The sequence below is a fragment of the Rhodococcus sp. NJ-530 genome, from assembly GCF_003860625.1.
Classification (GTDB): domain Bacteria; phylum Actinomycetota; class Actinomycetes; order Mycobacteriales; family Mycobacteriaceae; genus Rhodococcus_F; species Rhodococcus_F qingshengii.
The window spans coordinates 5,100,973-5,117,835 of sequence record NZ_CP034152.1 but is presented as its reverse complement, the minus strand read 5'-3'; the positions used below and the strand labels follow the sequence as shown (position 1 = coordinate 5,117,835).

Annotated in this window: 13 protein-coding genes and 1 pseudogene; 10 read left to right on the top strand and 4 right to left on the bottom strand. The window is 63.2% G+C overall.

Annotated elements, in window-relative coordinates; genetic code table 11:
• Positions 1-2 precede the first annotated feature (2 nt).
• The 5 genes and pseudogenes from EHW12_RS23725 to EHW12_RS23705 all read left to right on the top strand — a co-directional run bounded on the left by EHW12_RS23725 (position 3) and on the right by EHW12_RS23705 (position 6,284).
• Positions 3-1,081, top strand: a pseudogene (locus tag EHW12_RS23725) (LLM class flavin-dependent oxidoreductase).
• A 29-nt stretch (positions 1,082-1,110) separates the two neighbouring features.
• Positions 1,111-2,505, top strand: a complete 1,395-nt coding sequence (locus EHW12_RS23720; protein WP_064443807.1) for an NtaA/DmoA family FMN-dependent monooxygenase — start codon at positions 1,111-1,113, stop codon at positions 2,503-2,505.
• Between the two features lie 69 nt (positions 2,506-2,574).
• Complete coding sequence (locus EHW12_RS23715) at positions 2,575-3,936, top strand: MFS transporter (RefSeq protein WP_164490633.1); 1,362 nt, start codon at positions 2,575-2,577, stop codon at positions 3,934-3,936.
• Between the two features lie 224 nt (positions 3,937-4,160).
• Positions 4,161-5,537, top strand: coding sequence for a putative lipid II flippase FtsW (ftsW, locus tag EHW12_RS23710; RefSeq protein WP_007733895.1), 1,377 nt, complete (start codon positions 4,161-4,163; stop codon positions 5,535-5,537).
• 114 nt (positions 5,538-5,651) lie between these two features.
• Positions 5,652-6,284 carry a TetR family transcriptional regulator gene (locus EHW12_RS23705; protein WP_007733896.1) on the top strand — a complete coding sequence of 211 codons (633 nt, stop codon included), beginning with the start codon at positions 5,652-5,654 and terminating at the stop codon, positions 6,282-6,284.
• 3 nt (positions 6,285-6,287) lie between these two features.
• Here the strand turns inward: EHW12_RS23705 and EHW12_RS23700 are convergent, their stop codons facing one another.
• Entirely contained in the window at positions 6,288-7,046 is a 759-nt protein-coding gene (locus EHW12_RS23700) for an SDR family oxidoreductase (RefSeq protein ID WP_125051899.1), read from the bottom strand.
• A 131-nt stretch (positions 7,047-7,177) separates the two neighbouring features.
• Between EHW12_RS23700 and EHW12_RS23695 the strand changes: the two genes are divergently transcribed.
• The gene (locus EHW12_RS23695) at positions 7,178-7,918 is read left to right on the top strand and encodes a VIT family protein (protein WP_007733901.1); all 741 of its coding nucleotides are present in this window, start codon (positions 7,178-7,180) and stop codon (positions 7,916-7,918) included.
• 54 nt (positions 7,919-7,972) lie between these two features.
• Here the strand turns inward: EHW12_RS23695 and EHW12_RS23690 are convergent, their stop codons facing one another.
• The 3 genes from EHW12_RS23690 to EHW12_RS23680 form a co-directional block, all read right to left on the bottom strand.
• Complete coding sequence (locus tag EHW12_RS23690; RefSeq protein ID WP_007733903.1) at positions 7,973-8,863, bottom strand: universal stress protein; 891 nt, start codon at positions 8,861-8,863, stop codon at positions 7,973-7,975.
• 49 nt (positions 8,864-8,912) lie between these two features.
• Positions 8,913-10,448, bottom strand: coding sequence for a CYTH and CHAD domain-containing protein (locus EHW12_RS23685; RefSeq protein WP_075834241.1), 1,536 nt, complete (start codon positions 10,446-10,448; stop codon positions 8,913-8,915).
• A 75-nt stretch (positions 10,449-10,523) separates the two neighbouring features.
• Positions 10,524-11,447, bottom strand: coding sequence for a pseudouridine synthase (locus EHW12_RS23680; protein ID WP_042922243.1), 924 nt, complete (start codon positions 11,445-11,447; stop codon positions 10,524-10,526).
• Between the two features lie 140 nt (positions 11,448-11,587).
• Here EHW12_RS23680 and EHW12_RS23675 point away from each other — a divergent pair, with 140 nt between their 5' ends.
• The 4 genes from EHW12_RS23675 to puuE all read left to right on the top strand — a co-directional run bounded on the left by EHW12_RS23675 (position 11,588) and on the right by puuE (position 16,858).
• Entirely contained in the window at positions 11,588-13,615 is a 2,028-nt protein-coding gene (locus EHW12_RS23675) for a CocE/NonD family hydrolase (protein WP_063315862.1), read from the top strand.
• 62 nt (positions 13,616-13,677) lie between these two features.
• A complete protein-coding gene (locus EHW12_RS23670) occupies positions 13,678-14,922 on the top strand; it encodes an aldolase/citrate lyase family protein (protein ID WP_007733914.1) in 1,245 nt (414 codons plus the stop codon).
• A gap of 3 nt (positions 14,923-14,925) precedes the next feature.
• On the top strand, positions 14,926-15,912 hold the full coding sequence (alc, locus tag EHW12_RS23665; RefSeq protein ID WP_007733917.1) for an allantoicase: 987 nt from the start codon (positions 14,926-14,928) through the stop codon (positions 15,910-15,912).
• A gap of 16 nt (positions 15,913-15,928) precedes the next feature.
• Positions 15,929-16,858, top strand: a complete 930-nt coding sequence (puuE, locus tag EHW12_RS23660) for an allantoinase PuuE (RefSeq protein WP_042451351.1) — start codon at positions 15,929-15,931, stop codon at positions 16,856-16,858.
• The last annotated feature ends 5 nt before the right edge of the window (positions 16,859-16,863 follow it).

Sequence of the window (16,863 nt, the reverse complement as noted above, 5' to 3'; positions counted from 1 at the left end):
ACATGACTGTATTTGCCGTGGGTATCGAACTGGACGGCGAGGGCACTCAGCCCGCTGCCTGGCGCCGAAGCTCACACCGCCCGGACCAGCTGCTCACGGGCAAAGCCGTGCGCGATCGCGTCGCGGCTGCCGAGAATGCCGGCTTCACGTTCGCGACGTTCGACGATTCCATCCTCCCCCGAGTGGTGACGTCGTCGGCCGCATCGATGCCGTCTCGAGGGCGTCGTACGTGGCGGCGACAACCAGCACGATCGGGCTGGTCCCCGTCGTCGGGACCACGTACGCCGAACCGTTTCATACGTCCTCGCAATTGGCGACGTTGGACTACTCCTCGCGTGGGCGTGGCGGCTGGCTTGCTGTTCCGGTCGAAGACGATGCCGCGGCGAGGGCGTGGGGGAGGGCTCCGGTAACAACGGAGTCGGCGCGTCAGCAAGAGCAGCGGGATTCGGTCACCGTTGTGACCGATCTCTGGGACTCGTGGGAGGACGACGCCGTCGTTCGTGACTATCTCAGTGGGCGTTTCCTCGAGCGTGATCGTCTGCATTACGTCAATTTCGAGGGCGACACGTTCTCGGTGAAGGGGCCCGCAATCGTTCCGCGGCCGCCTCAAGGCCAGTTGGTGGTGTTCGGCCGCTACGGCGAAATCGATCCACGCCAGCCGGATGTTGTTCTCGTTTCCGGTGATTCGGTGGAGACCATTGCACAGTCGGCTGCCAAGGCGCGCGATGAGGGCGCGTCATTGGTGGTCGCCGAGCTCGATGTGGCATTCGATACGCCGAATCTGTCTGCGGCGCAGCGGAGGACCGAGCTGAACTCGTACGGGAATGCCGTCGTCACCGGCCGACTGCTCCTGGCTGCAGATCCGGGGGAAGCGGCCGTGGTTCTGAAGGAATTGGCCGGACACCTCGACGGTGTTCATTTCCATGCTCTCGTGATCGACGAGGACCTTCCGGTGCTGGCCAAATTCGTGCTTCCGACGCTGTCCAAGGCCGGGTTGACGCGACGCCCGGTGCCGGGATCGACCCTGAGGGGCAACCTCGGTCTGCAGCGGCCCGCAAATCGATTCGCCCACTCCTCCTGACTTGACTTCGCGCTAAGGATATTTCGGCCATGACTGCATCACGCTCCGCCGTACCTCGACCCGACGCTCACGTTCACTTCGGTGTCTTCTTCCAGGGGGTCAACCACACCACCATCTGGTCCGATTCCGCGAGCGGATCCCAGATCGACTTCGAGACGTTTAGGCGGTTGGTACTCACCGCCGAGCGAGGTCTGTTCGACGCCTTCTTCCTCGGTGAAGGCCTGCGGCTTCGCGAGCAGAACGGCAAGATTCTCGATCTGGATATCGCCGGCCGCCCCGACGCCATTGCGCAGTTGGCCGCCCTCGCCGGTATCACCGACAAGATCGGGTTGGTCGCGACACAGAACACCACGTACAACGAACCGGCCGACCTTGCGCGTCGACTCTCCGGCCTCGACCTACTTTCCGACGGACGGGCCGGCTGGAATGCGGTGACCACCGACAACGCGTGGACGGGAGAGAACTTCCGTCGCGGTGGTTTCCTCGACCACTCCCTGCGCTACGAGCGTGCCGGGCAGTTCATCGAAACCGCGCGGGCACTGTGGGATTCGTGGGCCGACGACGCGATCTCGGATTCTCGCACGTCCGAGAACTGGTCTACTCCGGGTGCCGTCGGCGACGTGCGCAGGCAGACTTCACAGTTCGACATCTCCGTGACGCCGACGCTTCCCCGAAGCCGCCAGGGGCATCCGGTCATCTTCCAAGCGGGTGATTCCCCGAGTGGACGCGATTTCGCGGCGACGCACGCCGACGTCATCTTCTCGCGACACGGGACGCATTTCGACGGCGCACTCGACTTCGCCGACGACATTCGGGCTCGGTTGCGTAGCGTCGGGCGACCGGAGGACGACGTCAAGATCCTGCCCAGCACGCAGATCGTGTTGGCGGAGAACGAGTCCGAGGTCGAAGAGAAGGCGCGGTGGGTCCTCGAAGGTCAGTTCACCGGCCAAACCGCACTGTCCCTCGTCGGATTGGTGTGGGGGAAGGACCTTTCCGACCGAGACCCGGACGGTCCATTACCGGAGGAAGATCCGGTTGCCCGCCCGGTGTCCGAGACGCGCGGTTCCGCACGAGACGGCAACGACCCCATTGCGATCGCACGTGAATGGCGGGCTCTCGCCGAGGCAAAGAATCTGTCCCTACGTCAGGTCGCCATCGAGACCTCGCAGCGTTCGGGTTTTGCGGGCACTCCGGGGCAGGTCGCAGATCAGTTGGTCCATTGGGTGCGCAACGGAGCTTCGGACGGCTTCAACATCTCGCCGTACCTGGTGCCGACCGGCCTCGACGAGATCGTGGACTGGTTGATCCCGGAACTGCAGGAGCGTGGGGCGTACCGCACCGAGTACTCCACGTCGACGCTGCGAGAGCACTTGGGGTTGCGACCGCCGCTCACGCGTCGGGCCGCGTCTGAAGCTGCGGGGTAACGGGTCCTGTCCCACACGGTCACAGCGGCGGCCGAATCCACCAAGCTCGATTCGGCCGTCCGCTGGGAGATCATCGTCTGCGTAGCCGCGGGCTTCACCACTCTTCTCGATTCGGCGGTGCTCGGAATCGGGGTTCCGTCGATCCGGGCGTCGCTGGGCGCGTCGACCTCCGAGGTGCAGTGGATCCTTGCGAGCTATTCGCTGACTTTCGGCTTGGCCCTTGTGCCGGCGGGCCGACTCGGTGACGTCGTCGGGCGTCGACGCTTGTTCTTGGCGGGGCTGAGCATTTTCGCTGTGATGGGAATCCTCGGGGCATGTGCGTCGGATCCGTCGATGATCGTGTTGGCTCGTCTTGGGCAAGGGATCGGCGCAGGCACCATCAGTTCGCAGGTGCTCGGCATCATCACCGACCGGGTGTCCGGAAAGGCTCGGGCGAAGGCGTTAGGCGCGTACAGCACCGCGGGTGGTCTGGCCGGCGTTTCCGGACCGATCCTCGGTGGCGTTCTGCTGAAGTATTCCGACGCCGACTTCGGATGGCGGTTGCTTCTCGTTCTCAACGTGCCGTTTGCTCTGATCACACTGATTCTGGCGTTTCGCTTTCTGCGCCGTGATCGAACTACCCGATCGGGCGCATCGATCGATCCGGTTGGGCTGTGTCTGCTGGCGACTACGACCGGGCTCCTGTTGTGGCCCATCGTGACCCGAACCAGTGTCACTGTGGCTGCGGCTTTCCTGATCGGTGCGTTCGGCGCTGCCGTTGCCTTCTGGTTCTGGGAACGTCGGTACGCCGAGCGCGGCGGGACGCCGGTACTGCTTCCGTCGTTGATCGCCTCGAGGGGCTTCCGGTTGGGTACGACGGTTGCACTCTTCTGGTTCGGATCCATCCTCGCCGTCAACGCGGTGCTCAGCCTCTATCTGATCGAGGGTTTGGGCTTCGCCCCGCTGAGTGCGGCGTTGATCATGACCGGTAGCTCACTCGCGATGGCATTGACGTCGGCTTTCGGATGGCGGCTGGTTGCCAGGTTCGGCCGAAGTGCGGTGGTTTTTGCCATCGTCGGCGAGATCCTTGTCATCCTCGGCTACATCGCAGCGGTCAATCTGATTCCGCGGGAACATCTGATCCCGGTGCTGGTGGTCCTGGCGGTGTTGTCGGGAGTTGCCAGCGGTTTGGTCGACGCGCCCAATCGGGTGCTGACTCTCGAATATGCACCGCCGGGCGCGAACGGTGTTGCGGCGGGTTTCCTTCAACTGTCTCAGCGCCTGTCAGCGACCATCTCGCTGGCCGCGGTATCGGGGTTGTATCTCGGTGTGCTCGGATCGTCGCCCGACGGATACGGACGTGCGTTCGGGATCGCGCTTGCCGTCTGCGTGGTCATGTTGACGCTCTCGTTGGCGGGAGCGGTGGCAGACCGACGCCGGCGAAGGACGTGACCTGGTATTTCGTGGGTCTACATGGACCTCGGGAGGCCGAGCCCGTGTGACTCATGGGACTTGTGTTACCCATGGGTTAGGAGTCGTGGGACGATACTTGTGTGGTGACCGGTCGCAGTGAAGACAAGCCCAACGGTCGCGGGAGTGGAGAGCCAGTTAACTCACCCCGTGGAGCGTCGGACAAACGTGACCGCACATCGACACCCTTCCGCGCTCGAACGGCGATGTGGACCAATCGGCCTCTGTTCGATTTCCATATGATCGTCGGTCTGGTCGTGCTGATCGTCGCGTTCGGACTACTGATGGTGCTGTCGTCTTCGGGCGTCGAATCCTATGTGTTGTCCGGGACGTCCTATGCCAGATTCTGGCCCCAGTGCATGTTCGCGGCGATCGGCTTGGTGATGTTCGTGGCAGTCGTGCGGTTGCCGACCGAAACGATGCGTAGAGCGTCCCCGTGGCTGCTGATCCTGTGTCTTGTTCTGCTTGTCCTGGTGCTGATTCCAGGTATCGGCTCGGAACAAATGGGTGCTCGCAGCTGGTTTGTGATCGCGGGCATTTCCTTCCAGCCGTCGGAGCTGGCCAAACTTGCTCTGGCGATCTGGTCCGCAGCGACGGTTGCGTCGTTCATGAAGGCGCGGATGGACGTCAACCGCGCGCTGCCGGTGATCGGCGGTACGACGCTGCTGGTTCTGGTTCTGGTGGTGTTGGAGAAGGACCTCGGAACCACCATCACCATCGGCATCATCTTCATGTCGGTGCTGTGGTTCGGGCTGTTCCGGATGAAGACGTTCATCAGCCTCACGCTCGGTTCCGCAGTCGCATTTCTCGTGCTCGGGCTTACTGCTGGTTACCGCTCGGATCGCATCAAGGCTTTCCTCAATCCTGATCTCGACCCGCAGGGTTTGAACTTCCAGAGCACTCAGGCCAAGTACGCACTGGCGAACGGAGGCATCTTCGGGCGCGGTCTAGGACAGTCCGACGCCAAATGGAGCTATCTCCCGCAGGCGCACAACGACTTCATTTTTGCCGTGATCGGTGAAGAGTTGGGTCTGGTCGGCGCGCTGATCGTCGTCGCTCTCTTTGCCGCGGTTCTGATCGTCGGGCTGCGGATCGCGAAACGGTCCACTGATCCGTTCCTCAAAGTCATGACAGCGACGGCAACGACGTTGATCGTCGTGCAGGCGTTCATCAACATCGCCTACGTCGTCGGCCTGATTCCGGTGACCGGTCTGCAACTACCGCTCATCTCGGCGGGCGGAACGTCGATGATCACCACCCTGCTGATGTTCGGGCTCATCGCGCACGCAGCCTTCCGTGAGCCCGAGGCTGTCGCCTCGGCCGAGAGCAGCGGTCGCGGCTGGATTCCTCTGGTCTTCGGCAAGCCTCGGTTCGGCATTGCCAAGAAGCCACAGACCGATCGACGGAGGCCGCCAGCTCGCCGCGCCCAGCCTGCTCCAACTGGGCAACGCCGACCGGAACGACGGGCACCACAACCCGACAGACGCCGGGCTCCAGCTCCGGGCCGACGCGCACCCTCTCGCGACTGGTCGGAAGATCCACGTAGACGCGGCCGATCCGATCGGCCGCGGCGCGCTTCCTGATCTGGGCCAGTTCCACTGGCGGGCAGTTCGGAAGCGGGCAGTCATGCACCCGACAATTGCGTTGGGCGGCTACATTGGGAGTCGGCAAAACGACGTCTAAAAAGGGTTGTGGACATGGCAGGTGGCGACAAGGCAGACCAGTCGGTGGTCGAACGTAGCTCGGTGACCGGACGTCGTACGACGCCGTCGCAGCGAGCGCGTTTTCGCCGGATTGTCGACGCCGCAATGGAATCCGCCTCCGAAGGCGGCTACGACGCGGTGCAGATGCGATCGGTGGCCGATCGCGCCGGCGTCGCGATCGGCACTGTTTACCGGTATTTCCCGTCCAAGAACCACATGCTTGTCGTCGCATTGTTGTGGATGTTCGAGGGTTTGCGTGACAGATTCCAAGACTTTGTAATCCCGGGCGAGACTCCGTCGGACCGGATTCTGTTTGTGCTGCGCAAGAATACGGAGGTCCTCGAGACCGATCACCTCCGTTACGAAGCGTTGGTTCGGGCGTACATGTTCGCGGACGCGTCGGCGACCCCGGAACTCAACGCGCTCGGTGGGGTCGTGACCGAGATGTTCGCGAAGGCGATCGGTGTCGAGGAAGTCTCGCAGCAGCAGTTGGACGCGGTGAAGGTGATCGACGACGTCTGGATGTCGAGTCTCGTCTCGTGGGTTGCGGGCCGGATGACGACGGACGAGGTGATGGCGCACCTGGAACTTGCCGTGCGACTGGTCTTTCGCAAGTTGGGCGGATAGCGCTCAGACGGTGTAGCCACCGTCGACGTTGAGCTTCTGACCGCTGATGAATCCGGCCGCGTCGCTTGCGAGGGAACATACTGCTTCGGCGATGTCGGCAGCTGATCCGAAGCGCTTCAACGGGATTCGGCTCATCGTCACGTCGAGCGCGCCTTGGTCGAGTTCGGCGGAGCTGATCAGGCGCTCCGCCATTCCGTCCGTCAACATGCCTGGTCCTACAGCGTTGAACCGGACGCCGTAGCGTCCTTCCTCTGCGGCGAATCCGCGAACAAGTTGTTCGACAGCCCCTTTGGTGCCAGCGGAGAGTCCGTCGCGCACGGGAAAGCGATCCGTTGCCGCGGTTGTCACCGCCACCACCGAACCCGAGGATGCACGCAGCGCAGGCAGGGCGGTGTGGACGAGGGTGAAGAACGCCGCGGCCTCCTGGTTCAGTTGTTCGGTGAAGAACGCCGGCGTCACACGTGAGAGGTGCGTCATCGGGACGTGCGGTCCCGCAGCGTGGACCAGCGTCGTCAATGTGCCCAGATCATCGACCGCATCGTTGACGGCGGCGCTGATCGACAACTCGTCGGTCAAGTCGAGACAGTACGAGTGGGCGCGCACGCCATGCGCTCGAATCTGCTCGCTCAGTTGCTCGGCAGCGCCCTTGTTGTTTCGGTAGGTGAAGGCGACGTCGTGTCCGCGTTCGGCAAGGGTCAGGGCTATCGCCGACCCGATTCCACCGGTTCCGCCGCTGACAAAAGCGGTGCGTACTGCGCTCACAATGCCTCCAGATGTCTGCCGATTCCAAACCTAACAAATGCTTGGTTGGGGTGCCAATCGGAATATATCAGTGCGCGAAGGACAGGCTCAGATTGCTATCGCAACCGGACTGATCGTCCTAATCTGTTGCCATGTCCGGAGACAGTGTGCAGTTGACCGACGGGGCGCCCGGTGGGGAATCGGAACCTCATGCACCGAGTTTGAACAATCGCCTGAACTGGCTGCGTGCAGGTGTTCTGGGTGCAAACGACGGAATCGTCTCGACCGCGGGCCTCGTGGTCGGTGTTGCGGCAGCCACAACCGAGCGCTCCGCGATCTTCACAGCCGGTTTTGCTGGACTGGTTGCCGGCGCTGTGTCCATGGCGTTGGGCGAGTACGTCTCGGTCAGCGCTCAGCGGGATACCGAACGCGCACTCCTGCAGAAGGAGAAGAAGGAACTCCTCGAGACCCCGGAGGCTGAACTTCAGGAACTGACCGAGATCTACGAGAACAAGGGATTGAGTCCGGAGACGGCCCGCCGCGTCGCCGAAGAATTAACCGAGCACGACGCCTTCGCAGCGCACGTAGAAGTCGAATTGGGTATCGATCCAGACGATCTCACCAATCCGTGGCATGCAGCGATTTCGTCGGCAATCTCGTTCACGATCGGCGCGGCGATCCCGTTGGTCGCAATTCTGGTGCCGCCGACAGGCATCCGCGTCCCCATCGCATTTTTCGCGGTGCTGATCGCACTTGCGCTGACCGGGACGATCAGCGCGACGCTCGGCGGAGCTCGCAAGACCAGAGCGGTGCTACGCGTGGTGATCGGCGGCGCGCTGGCCATGGCCGTGACGTACGGAGTAGGTCAGCTGGTGGGCACGGGTCTCGCCTGACCCCTGCTGTGCGCCTTTATTAACCGCGGGGGGTTAATAAAGGCGCACAGCAATTCAGGCGCGACAGATCATGACCGGCCCTGGCGCATGGTGCAGCAGATTCTGGCTGGTGGAGCCCATCACGGCGCCGGCCATCGCACTGCGTCCGTGACTTCCGACAACTATCAACTGTGCGTCGTCGGCGTATTTGAGCATGACGGGAGCAGCGGCACCGGGTTCACTGATGCGGGTGACCGGCACGTCCGGGTACTGGTCGGCCATACCGGCTAGATTTTCCGCCAGTAGCGCCGATTCCTCCTGCTCGACAGCCTCCCAGTCGATCAGGATTCCCGCTCCGCCTTCGCGGAAGGTGGACGAACCCTGCCAGGTGTGGACCGCGATGAGCGGCGCGTCGAACTGATCGGCATAACGAAACGCGTACTCGACGGCCTTCTTGCTCAACGCGCTTCCGTCCACTCCGACGATGACGGGACGCTGATCCGGACCGGGATTCTCCGCCGAACCACGCCACACGGTGACCGGACAGGTTGCATGATTGGCCACCTTCAGTGCGGTCGATCCGAGCAGCCGTGAGCGCAGTGCACCCGATCCGGTCGACCCCATCACGATCAGGCGTGCGGTACCCGAGGATTCGAGGATATGCGTCGACGCCGGCCCTGGCGCGATCTCGGATTCGATGGTCAGTCCGGGGAATTCGGCCGAAATCACCGTGGCGGCGGCATCGACGATCGCCTCGCCGTCTTCGCGGATCTGGCTGAGGAACTGTGACTGCAACATCACCGCAGCGGGACTGTAGATCGGGCCCTCTTGCGGCAGGGCGTGCGCCAGAATCAGTCGTGAGTTCACCGCGTTCGCGACGGAGGCCGCCCACCGGGCCGCCGCCGTCGAGGCCTCGGATCCGTCGATACCGGCGACGACATCCTGGTGTCCTGCAAGTGTGTTCATGTCTACTCCCTCTGAAATGATCGAGATCGGTCGACTGGTTACAGCGACGTCACCAGAGTGACGATGCTGACTTCACGGCTTCCTTCCACGTCTTGCGTAGCAGGGTCGATTGCCCGTCGGCTATTTCCAGTTCTCGTCGGTAGGCCATGCCCAATCCGAAACTGGTGAGCGAGGTATGCTCCTGCTCGGCTGCCATTGCAAGTAGATGATGTTGGGCGACAACGGAATCCTGGTGCTCGCCGAGAACATCCTGGAAGTGGCTGAAATGCTTCAGTGCACGCTTCGCTCGGCTCTTCGACACGGGTTCCATGACCTCGATCGCGTACTTCATCCGCTTGGCTCCCTTGCGGGCGCGGTGCATTCGCTCGTCACGCTCGGTGCGGCTATCGGCATCGAAGACGTGATCGACCCGCTTACCGACCTTGTGTGCCAGGTGCCGCAGGGTATGGGCCAACTCTCGTGCCGATGCCTTCTTTCCGACGCGGTGGGTGGCGGTGTCGAATTCGAGGTCGCCGACGTACTCGTCGAGGCGATCGAGCAGCGTGGTGTATCGCTCGGAATCGAGCGCCTCGAGGGCTGTTTCCTGGGCGGTTTCACCACGTGCAGAGAAGAACTCGTCGATTCGAGCTCGCACAGCTTCTCGCTCGGGCATCTCGTCGATTTCGCCGAGGCGTTCCACAAGACGCTCCCACTGGACCTCGACGTCGCGGGCGTCACCGAACTTTCCACCGATCCACCGCAGATCCGTGATGAGATCGTCGGTCTTGGGGGAGTGGCCGGCGTACGACTGCAGAGCGCTGCGGATGCGACGTGCCGCAACCCGGAAGTCGTGAACGGCTTCGTCGTCGGCCCGACGCGTGCCGAGATCCGCGGCGACCAGTGCGCGCAATTGTTCGATGAGGTAATTACGCAACAGAATCCGCGGATTCGACGCCTTGCCCGAGGTGACCTCGTGACCGGCGTACGGTGTGACCGACGTGCCCAGTGCTCGTTTGAGTTTGGACGGACTCGCAGAGCGCTCCAGCCCGGCACCCAGTAGAACCGACTCGATTGCATCGGCCAGCTCTTGCCCGCCTGCGCCTTGTTCGACCTCGACTTCCTGCCACGTCGACTCTCCGGAACCGTCTGCCTTGCAGGCGATGACGGTGTCGGAGACCACTTCGGCAAGCAGCACACCGTTTTCGCCATTGAGCCTGGTGCGCTCCCGATCGGTGATGATCAGGGCGACCGGCACCAGATCGTGACCGCGAATGATCGCCCGGATCAGACTCGACAGCGGCGAGGGCACATCGGTGCTCTCGTCCGGGGGAAGTTGGATTTCGGTTCGAGCGTCCTGGCCTGCGGGAAGTTTCATGTGCCACCCCGCGTCGTCGCCACCCTCACGCTTGCGCAGCGTGATCTTCTCGGCCAGCAACCGGTAGTCCGCGGTGTCGAAGTAGGTGGCAGAGAGCTGTATCGAGTCGTGGACCGGTTCGCCGACAACACCGGGAAGTCCGCCCAAGGCGGGAACTTCCTGCTCGGCCGGCGCCTCGTACTTGCGCTCGATCTCCCGTACGGCTTCGGGTACGACGGCGGTCTTGCTCATCTGGTCTCCTCTTGCGGTGCGGTCTGCGCTTCCATCCTCCCGGTATCGGAGGCGCAGTGGAAGGGTCCGGGGTCCCTACGGCGAGTCGCCACTGCCTGATTCGTCCGGCCAGGACAGGGTCCGCCGACTTTCGAACCGTTGCAGCCGGCCGGTCGTGGGATCCTCGAACTCGAGAACCTTCGACAGCAGGCGCAGCGGGTTCGAATAATCCTCTGCGGCAACGTCGTAGAAGTCGGGATAGAAGTTGTCGCCGTGGATCGGTAGCCCGAGCGAGGTCATGTGCAGGCGAAGTTGATGGGTCTTGCCGGTATGGGGAATCAACCGGTACCGCGCGAAGCCGTCTCGCGTTTCGATCAGTTCGATCCGCGACTCGCTGTTGGGTTCGCCCTCGATCTCCGCGGCCTTGAGCACGCCGCGTTCTTTCACGATGCGACTGCGCACGACCACGGGAGTGCTCACCTGCGCGTCGTAACGCGCGATGGCCTCGTATTCCTTGGCGACGCGGCGCTCGGCGAACATGGTCTGATAGCCGCGCCGGGCCGACTGATGCACGGTGAACAGCAGCAGTCCCGCCGTGACGCGGTCGAGGCGATGCGCTGGACTCAACTCCGGCAAATCGAGATCTCGACGCAACCGCACCAAGGCCGATTCGGCGATGTATCGCCCGCGGGGCGTGCTCGCGAGAAAGTGCGGCTTGTCCACGACCAGGATGTTTTCGTCCCGATAAAGGATGTCGATCTCGAACGGCACCCGCGTTTCGACGGGAGGGTCGCGGTACAGGTAGACGAACCGCCGGGGAGCAAAAGCGCTCGTCTCGGTGATTCCGACACCCTTCTCGTCGACGACCTCCCCGGCTGCGACCTTCTCGCGCAATCGGACGGCGTCCTGGGGGAACCGTTCGAGCAGGTAGTCGAGCGTCGTCGTCCACATGCCGTCGTCTGGCTGACGGATGCGACTCGGGTTCAGGCCGTCGCGGACGGGAAGCGGTGATCGTGACACATCTTCAAAGCTAGCCGTCCGGTCGGCATTCAGACCTATTGACGACATATGGGACGGAAGTTACTATCCGGTAAGTTCGTGACACCGGTCACTGTCGTGGGGGCAGGGCTGGGTCATCACAACAGAAAATTGGAGTTTTCGTGAGGACACGACTTCTACGTCGAAGGTCGACAACGATTGCGGTGGGGCTGTGCGTCGTGGGATTGGCGGTGCCGAGCGCCGTCGCTTCTGCGGATCCGACGGGAGGGTCGGACGGGCAGGCCTGGCTCGCGGAAACGGAGGCGACGCCGCAGTATCCGGGGGTCTCGATCGAGTGGGACGTGCCCATCACGATGAGTGACGGCACAGTTCTGCAAGCGAATGTGTACCGACCGGCGGATGCATCCGGGCGGGCCGTGGAATCGAAGACGCCATCGGTCCTCAACATCACGCCGTACACGAAACTGCTGGACACACTGGTGGATTCAGCTCTGTCGATCCCGCAGGTCGGTGAGACGCTGATGGACGTTGCGAACTCGCTCGACCTCGCGGCGCCGTTCGACGGCGTGTCGGAGTTGACGGGCGTCATCGCCGGCGGAGGCGCCAGGGTTCTCGGCGTCAACCGTGATCTGGTCCAGAACGGATACACGCAGGTAGTGGTCGACGCACGTGGAACCGGCTTCTCCCAAGGTAATTGGGACGTGCTCGGTAAGCGCGAGCAACAGGATTCGGTCGAGGTCATCGACTGGATGAGCAAGCAGGGGTGGTCCGACGGGAAAGTAGGGATGGCGGGCATCTCGTACTCCGCGATCAACTCGGTGCAGGCGGCGAGCAACAATCCACCTGCACTGAAGGCGATCTTCCCGGTCGAACCTGGCAACGATCTGCTGCGCGACATCGTCGGAACCGGTGGCGGCCTCGGAGTCGGGTTCATGCCGTTGTGGTTGACCGCGGTCAACGGGCTCAAACTCATCCCGAACGTTCAGGACATCCTGCAAGGAAACTTCGATCCCCTGTGGTTGGCGAGCCGCCTCGAGGATCCGGGAACGCTGATTCCCGAACTGGTGCAAGCGATGACGGCTCAGAGAATCGAGGACGTGTCGCCGTCGACTCTGCAAGTCGCGCAAGACGGGCAGTTCTATCAGGACCGAGCCGCTGACGTCGGCAACATCGCCGTTCCGACGATGGTCTACGGCGGTTGGCACGACATCTTCGCCAACAGTGAGCCGCGGATCTACAACGGAATCGATCTGCCGCCCGGGCAGAAGCAGTTGATCATGGGGAACGGCTATCACGTCACTCCCGGTGGAGGATTCGGCAAGGACGGTGCGCCGCCGCGCCTCGACGTGCTCGAACGTGCGTGGTTCGACAAGTGGCTCAAGGGCATCGACAACGGAATCGATCGTTACGGTCCGGTGACGATGTTCCAGCAAGGCGGCGGATGGATCACGGACGATCAGTTCCCGCGAGCCGGTGCGAGCTACGAACGTATGTATCTGAACTCTGCGCCCAGCGGTACTGCCGCCCACGCATCGTATGACGGTTCGCTGACGAATGACCCGCCCAGTGCCGCAGCGCGATTGACAGTCGCACCAGGACTGCGAGGCTTCTGCTCCGGTGACGGAACTCAGGGAACTGCCGGGATCTCCGTGGTGCTCGGTGCGACGTGTTCCAAGGATTCCCGATTCCAGGAAGCGGAGGGCCTGACGTTCACCGGTGAGGCAGTGACGGAGCCGACCTCACTCTCGGGCCCGATCAACGTCCATCTCGAGACAGTCTTGGACGCGACGGACGGATTCTGGGCAGCGACGGTCAACGACGTAGCACCGGACGGAACATCGACACCGATCACGAACGGCGCTTTGACTGCGTCGCTGCGGGCAGTCGACGATTCGAAGAGCACTCGCTCGGCCAACGGTGACTACAGTGAACCGCACCACTATCTGACGATCGACACGCGTCAGCCGGTGGTTCCCGGTGAGGTCACCACCGTCGACATCAACATGCTCCCGACGGACGCAGTGCTGCAACCGGGGCACCGGCTCCGCGTCGACGTCTACGCTGCCAGCGTGCCGCGATACCTGGCGCTCGGCCCGATGCTCGCCGACAGCCAACTCAAACCGCAGCACATCGAGTTGGCTGCAGACCGGCCGAGCTTCGTCAACGTTCCGTTCGTCGGGGGCCGCTGACTCGGATTGGATCGGCGGCGTGAGAACCTGCGGGCTCGCGGACGTTCTGAGAAGATCGTCCGATGACAGAATCCCGACTCTCCGCCGCCGTCCACGATCGTCTGGACGGACTTCTGGATCCGGTGGACGAGCGGCTCGCGGCGCAGTACCCGGGAAACCGTGACGAGATCCAACCCGTGCACACGATTTACGTCAGTGCCGCGGATGCAACCGTCGACACCCCTCGACTCTGGGGTGAGCAGGCGATCGCGCTTCTCGATTCCCATGCTCATGTGTTCGCCGATCTCGACACGGAGAATGCGCTCGCTGATGTGCGAGTTCAACTCGGCCGCAAGCCGGTCCAAGACTTTCGGATCGATTTCGAGGACGGGTACGGACGCCGCAGCGACGAAGAAGAAGACGATGCAGCGACGTCGGCCGGACAGACGCTTGCCGCGCTCAGCGCTGATCCTGCCGGGCCGAACTGGAGTGGCATCAGGTTCAAGGGGTTGCCGGCCGGTGAGCGTCGGCGCTCGATCAGGACGCTCGAGCTTGTGCTCGACGCGGCCGGCGGAGTGCCGGACGGATTTGTCTTCACCGTTCCCAAACTGCGCGCGGTGGAGCAGGTCACGGCGACGGTGTTGCTCTGCGAAGAGCTGGAGAAGGCGCACGGACTCGAGCTCGGTTCGCTTCGGTTCGAGTTGCAGATCGAGAGCCCGCAGGCGGTCATCGCGGCCGACGGAACGGTGGCAGTTGCTCAGGCCATCCATCGTGGTGCCGGTCGTCTGACCGGTTTGCATTACGGTACTTACGATTACAGTGCAGCTTGCGGAATTGCATCGCGTCATCAGTCGCTCGAACATCCGGTGGCAGACCACGCAAAGGCTGTCATGTTGGCTGCTGCCGCGCAGACCGGCGTCTGGGTGTGCGACGGGTCGACTCAGGTCGCGCCCGTCGGGAGCGCCACGGCGATCCGCGACGCGATCACTCGGCACCATCGCCTCGTCACGCGGTCCCTGGAACGCGGTTACTACCAGGGGTGGGACATGCACCCCGGGCATCTGGTCACCCGCTGGCTCGCCACGTTCGGCTTCTATCGCAACGCGCTCGGCGCCGCTGCCCCGCGCATCCAGTCGTACCTGGGGCGCCAAGGTGGCGACGTGATGGACGAACCTGCAACTGCCCAGGCGCTCGCAGCGGTGGTACTGCGCGGGCTCGACGCGGGGGCTTATCCGGAATCCGAAGTTCTCCGACTCGCCCCGAGCGCCGACACCAACGCACTCCGTCACCTCGTAGGACGCACCACACCGATCACAGGAGAACACTGACCGATGAGCACCACCGAATTCACCTTGCTGCCCGATCTGGCACTGCGCACCCTCGGCGGAGCCGTCATCTGGGCGAACGACGAGGCGTTTGCCGAGCGTGAGGCCCTGATCCGCCCAGGCAAGGCCGGGTACCAGCCGGCGACGTTCGGTCACAAGGGGCAGGTGTACGACGGTTGGGAGACGCGTCGCCGCCGGGTGGCAGGCCATGACGAGGCGATCGTCCGACTCGGTGTTCCCGGAGTGGTGCGAGGCGTCGTGGTCGACACCGCGTGGTTCAAGGGCAATTACCCGCCCGAGATCTCGGTGGAAGCAATCTCGGTCGAGGGGTATCCGGATCCCGCCGACCTGGCCGTATCCGGTGAGTGGACAACCATCGTCGAGCGCTCGACCGTGCACGGTGACTCGGAGAATCCGTTCTCGGTGGCGTCGGAGGAGCGGTGGACGCACGTCAAGCTGACCATTTACCCGGACGGCGGCGTGGCGAGATTCCGTGTTCACGGCGAAGCGCGGCCGGACCCGCGTTTCCTCGATGCCGGGCCGTTGGACCTCGCAGCACTCGAAAACGGTGGCCGCGTGACCGATTGCTCCAACATGTTCTACAGCTCACCGCAGAACATCCTGTTTCCCGGACGCGCTGCTTCGATGGGTGACGGGTGGGAGACCGCCAGGCGCCGCGACAACGGAAACGACTGGGTGCAAGTACAACTCGCGGGTGAAGGCGTGCTGAGTTTCGTCGAGATCGACACCTCGTACTTCCTCGGAAACAGTCCAGGTGAGGGCGCTCTGACCGGGCGGACGTCGGAGGGGGAGTGGATCGAACTGTTGCCGCGCACGACGCTGCGTCCGGATACGCGCCATCGCTTTCCGATCGATTCCGAAGTCCAGGTCACCGATGTTCGTCTGGACATCTTCCCGGACGGTGGCCTGGCGCGGCTGAGAGTCTTCGGCGTACTCACCGACGCTGCTCGCGCTGTGATCTCCGGGCGCTGACGGTAAAGTTGTTGGCATGAGCGACTATCCGAGCGACGACTATCCCCGGGACATGGTGGGGTACGGCCCTCATCCGCCGCATCCGCACTGGCCCGGCGACGCGCGGATAGCGGTTCAGTTCGTGCTCAACTACGAAGAGGGAGCCGAGAACAACGTCCTGGACGGGGACGCGGCTTCGGAAACATTTCTGTCGGAAATGACTCCGGCAGAGGCATTTCCGAATCGACACATGAGCATGGAATCGCTGTACGAGTACGGCTCCCGGGCCGGGTTGTGGCGTGTACTGCGAACCTTCGAGCGGCGAAACCTGCCTCTCACAGTCTTTGCGGTGGCGCGGGCGATGCAGCGGAACCCCGAAGCAGTCAGTGCTTTTCAGGAGTTGGGCCACGAGATCGCGTGCCACGGATTACGTTGGAAGTCTTACCAATCCGTGGACATCGAGCGCGAACGCGCAGACATGGCCGAGGCAGTGCAGATTCTGCGAGATCTGACGGGTTCGGCGCCCCTCGGTTGGTACACCGGGCGCGATTCACCGAACACCCGCGAATTGGTGGTCGAGCACGGCGGCTTCGTCTACGACTCCGATTCGTACGCCGACGATCTGCCGTACTGGGTCGACGTTCCGCGTGGCGCAGAATCGGTGAAGCACCTGGTCGTTCCGTACACCCTTGACACCAACGACATGCGTTTCGCCTCTCCCGCAGGATTTCCCAGCGGTGATCAGTTCTTTGCGCACCTACGCGATGCCTTCGACGTGCTGTATGCGGAGGGGACGGCCGGATCGCCCAAGATGCTCTCGATCGGGTTGCACTGCCGCATAGTCGGCCGCCCTGCCCGTGCGGCCGCTCTCGAGCGATTTCTGGACCACGTGCAGTCACACGAGAAGGTCTGGATCGCGCGGCGCATCGACATCGCCGAGCACTGGAAGACCGCGCACCCCGTTTAGATCAC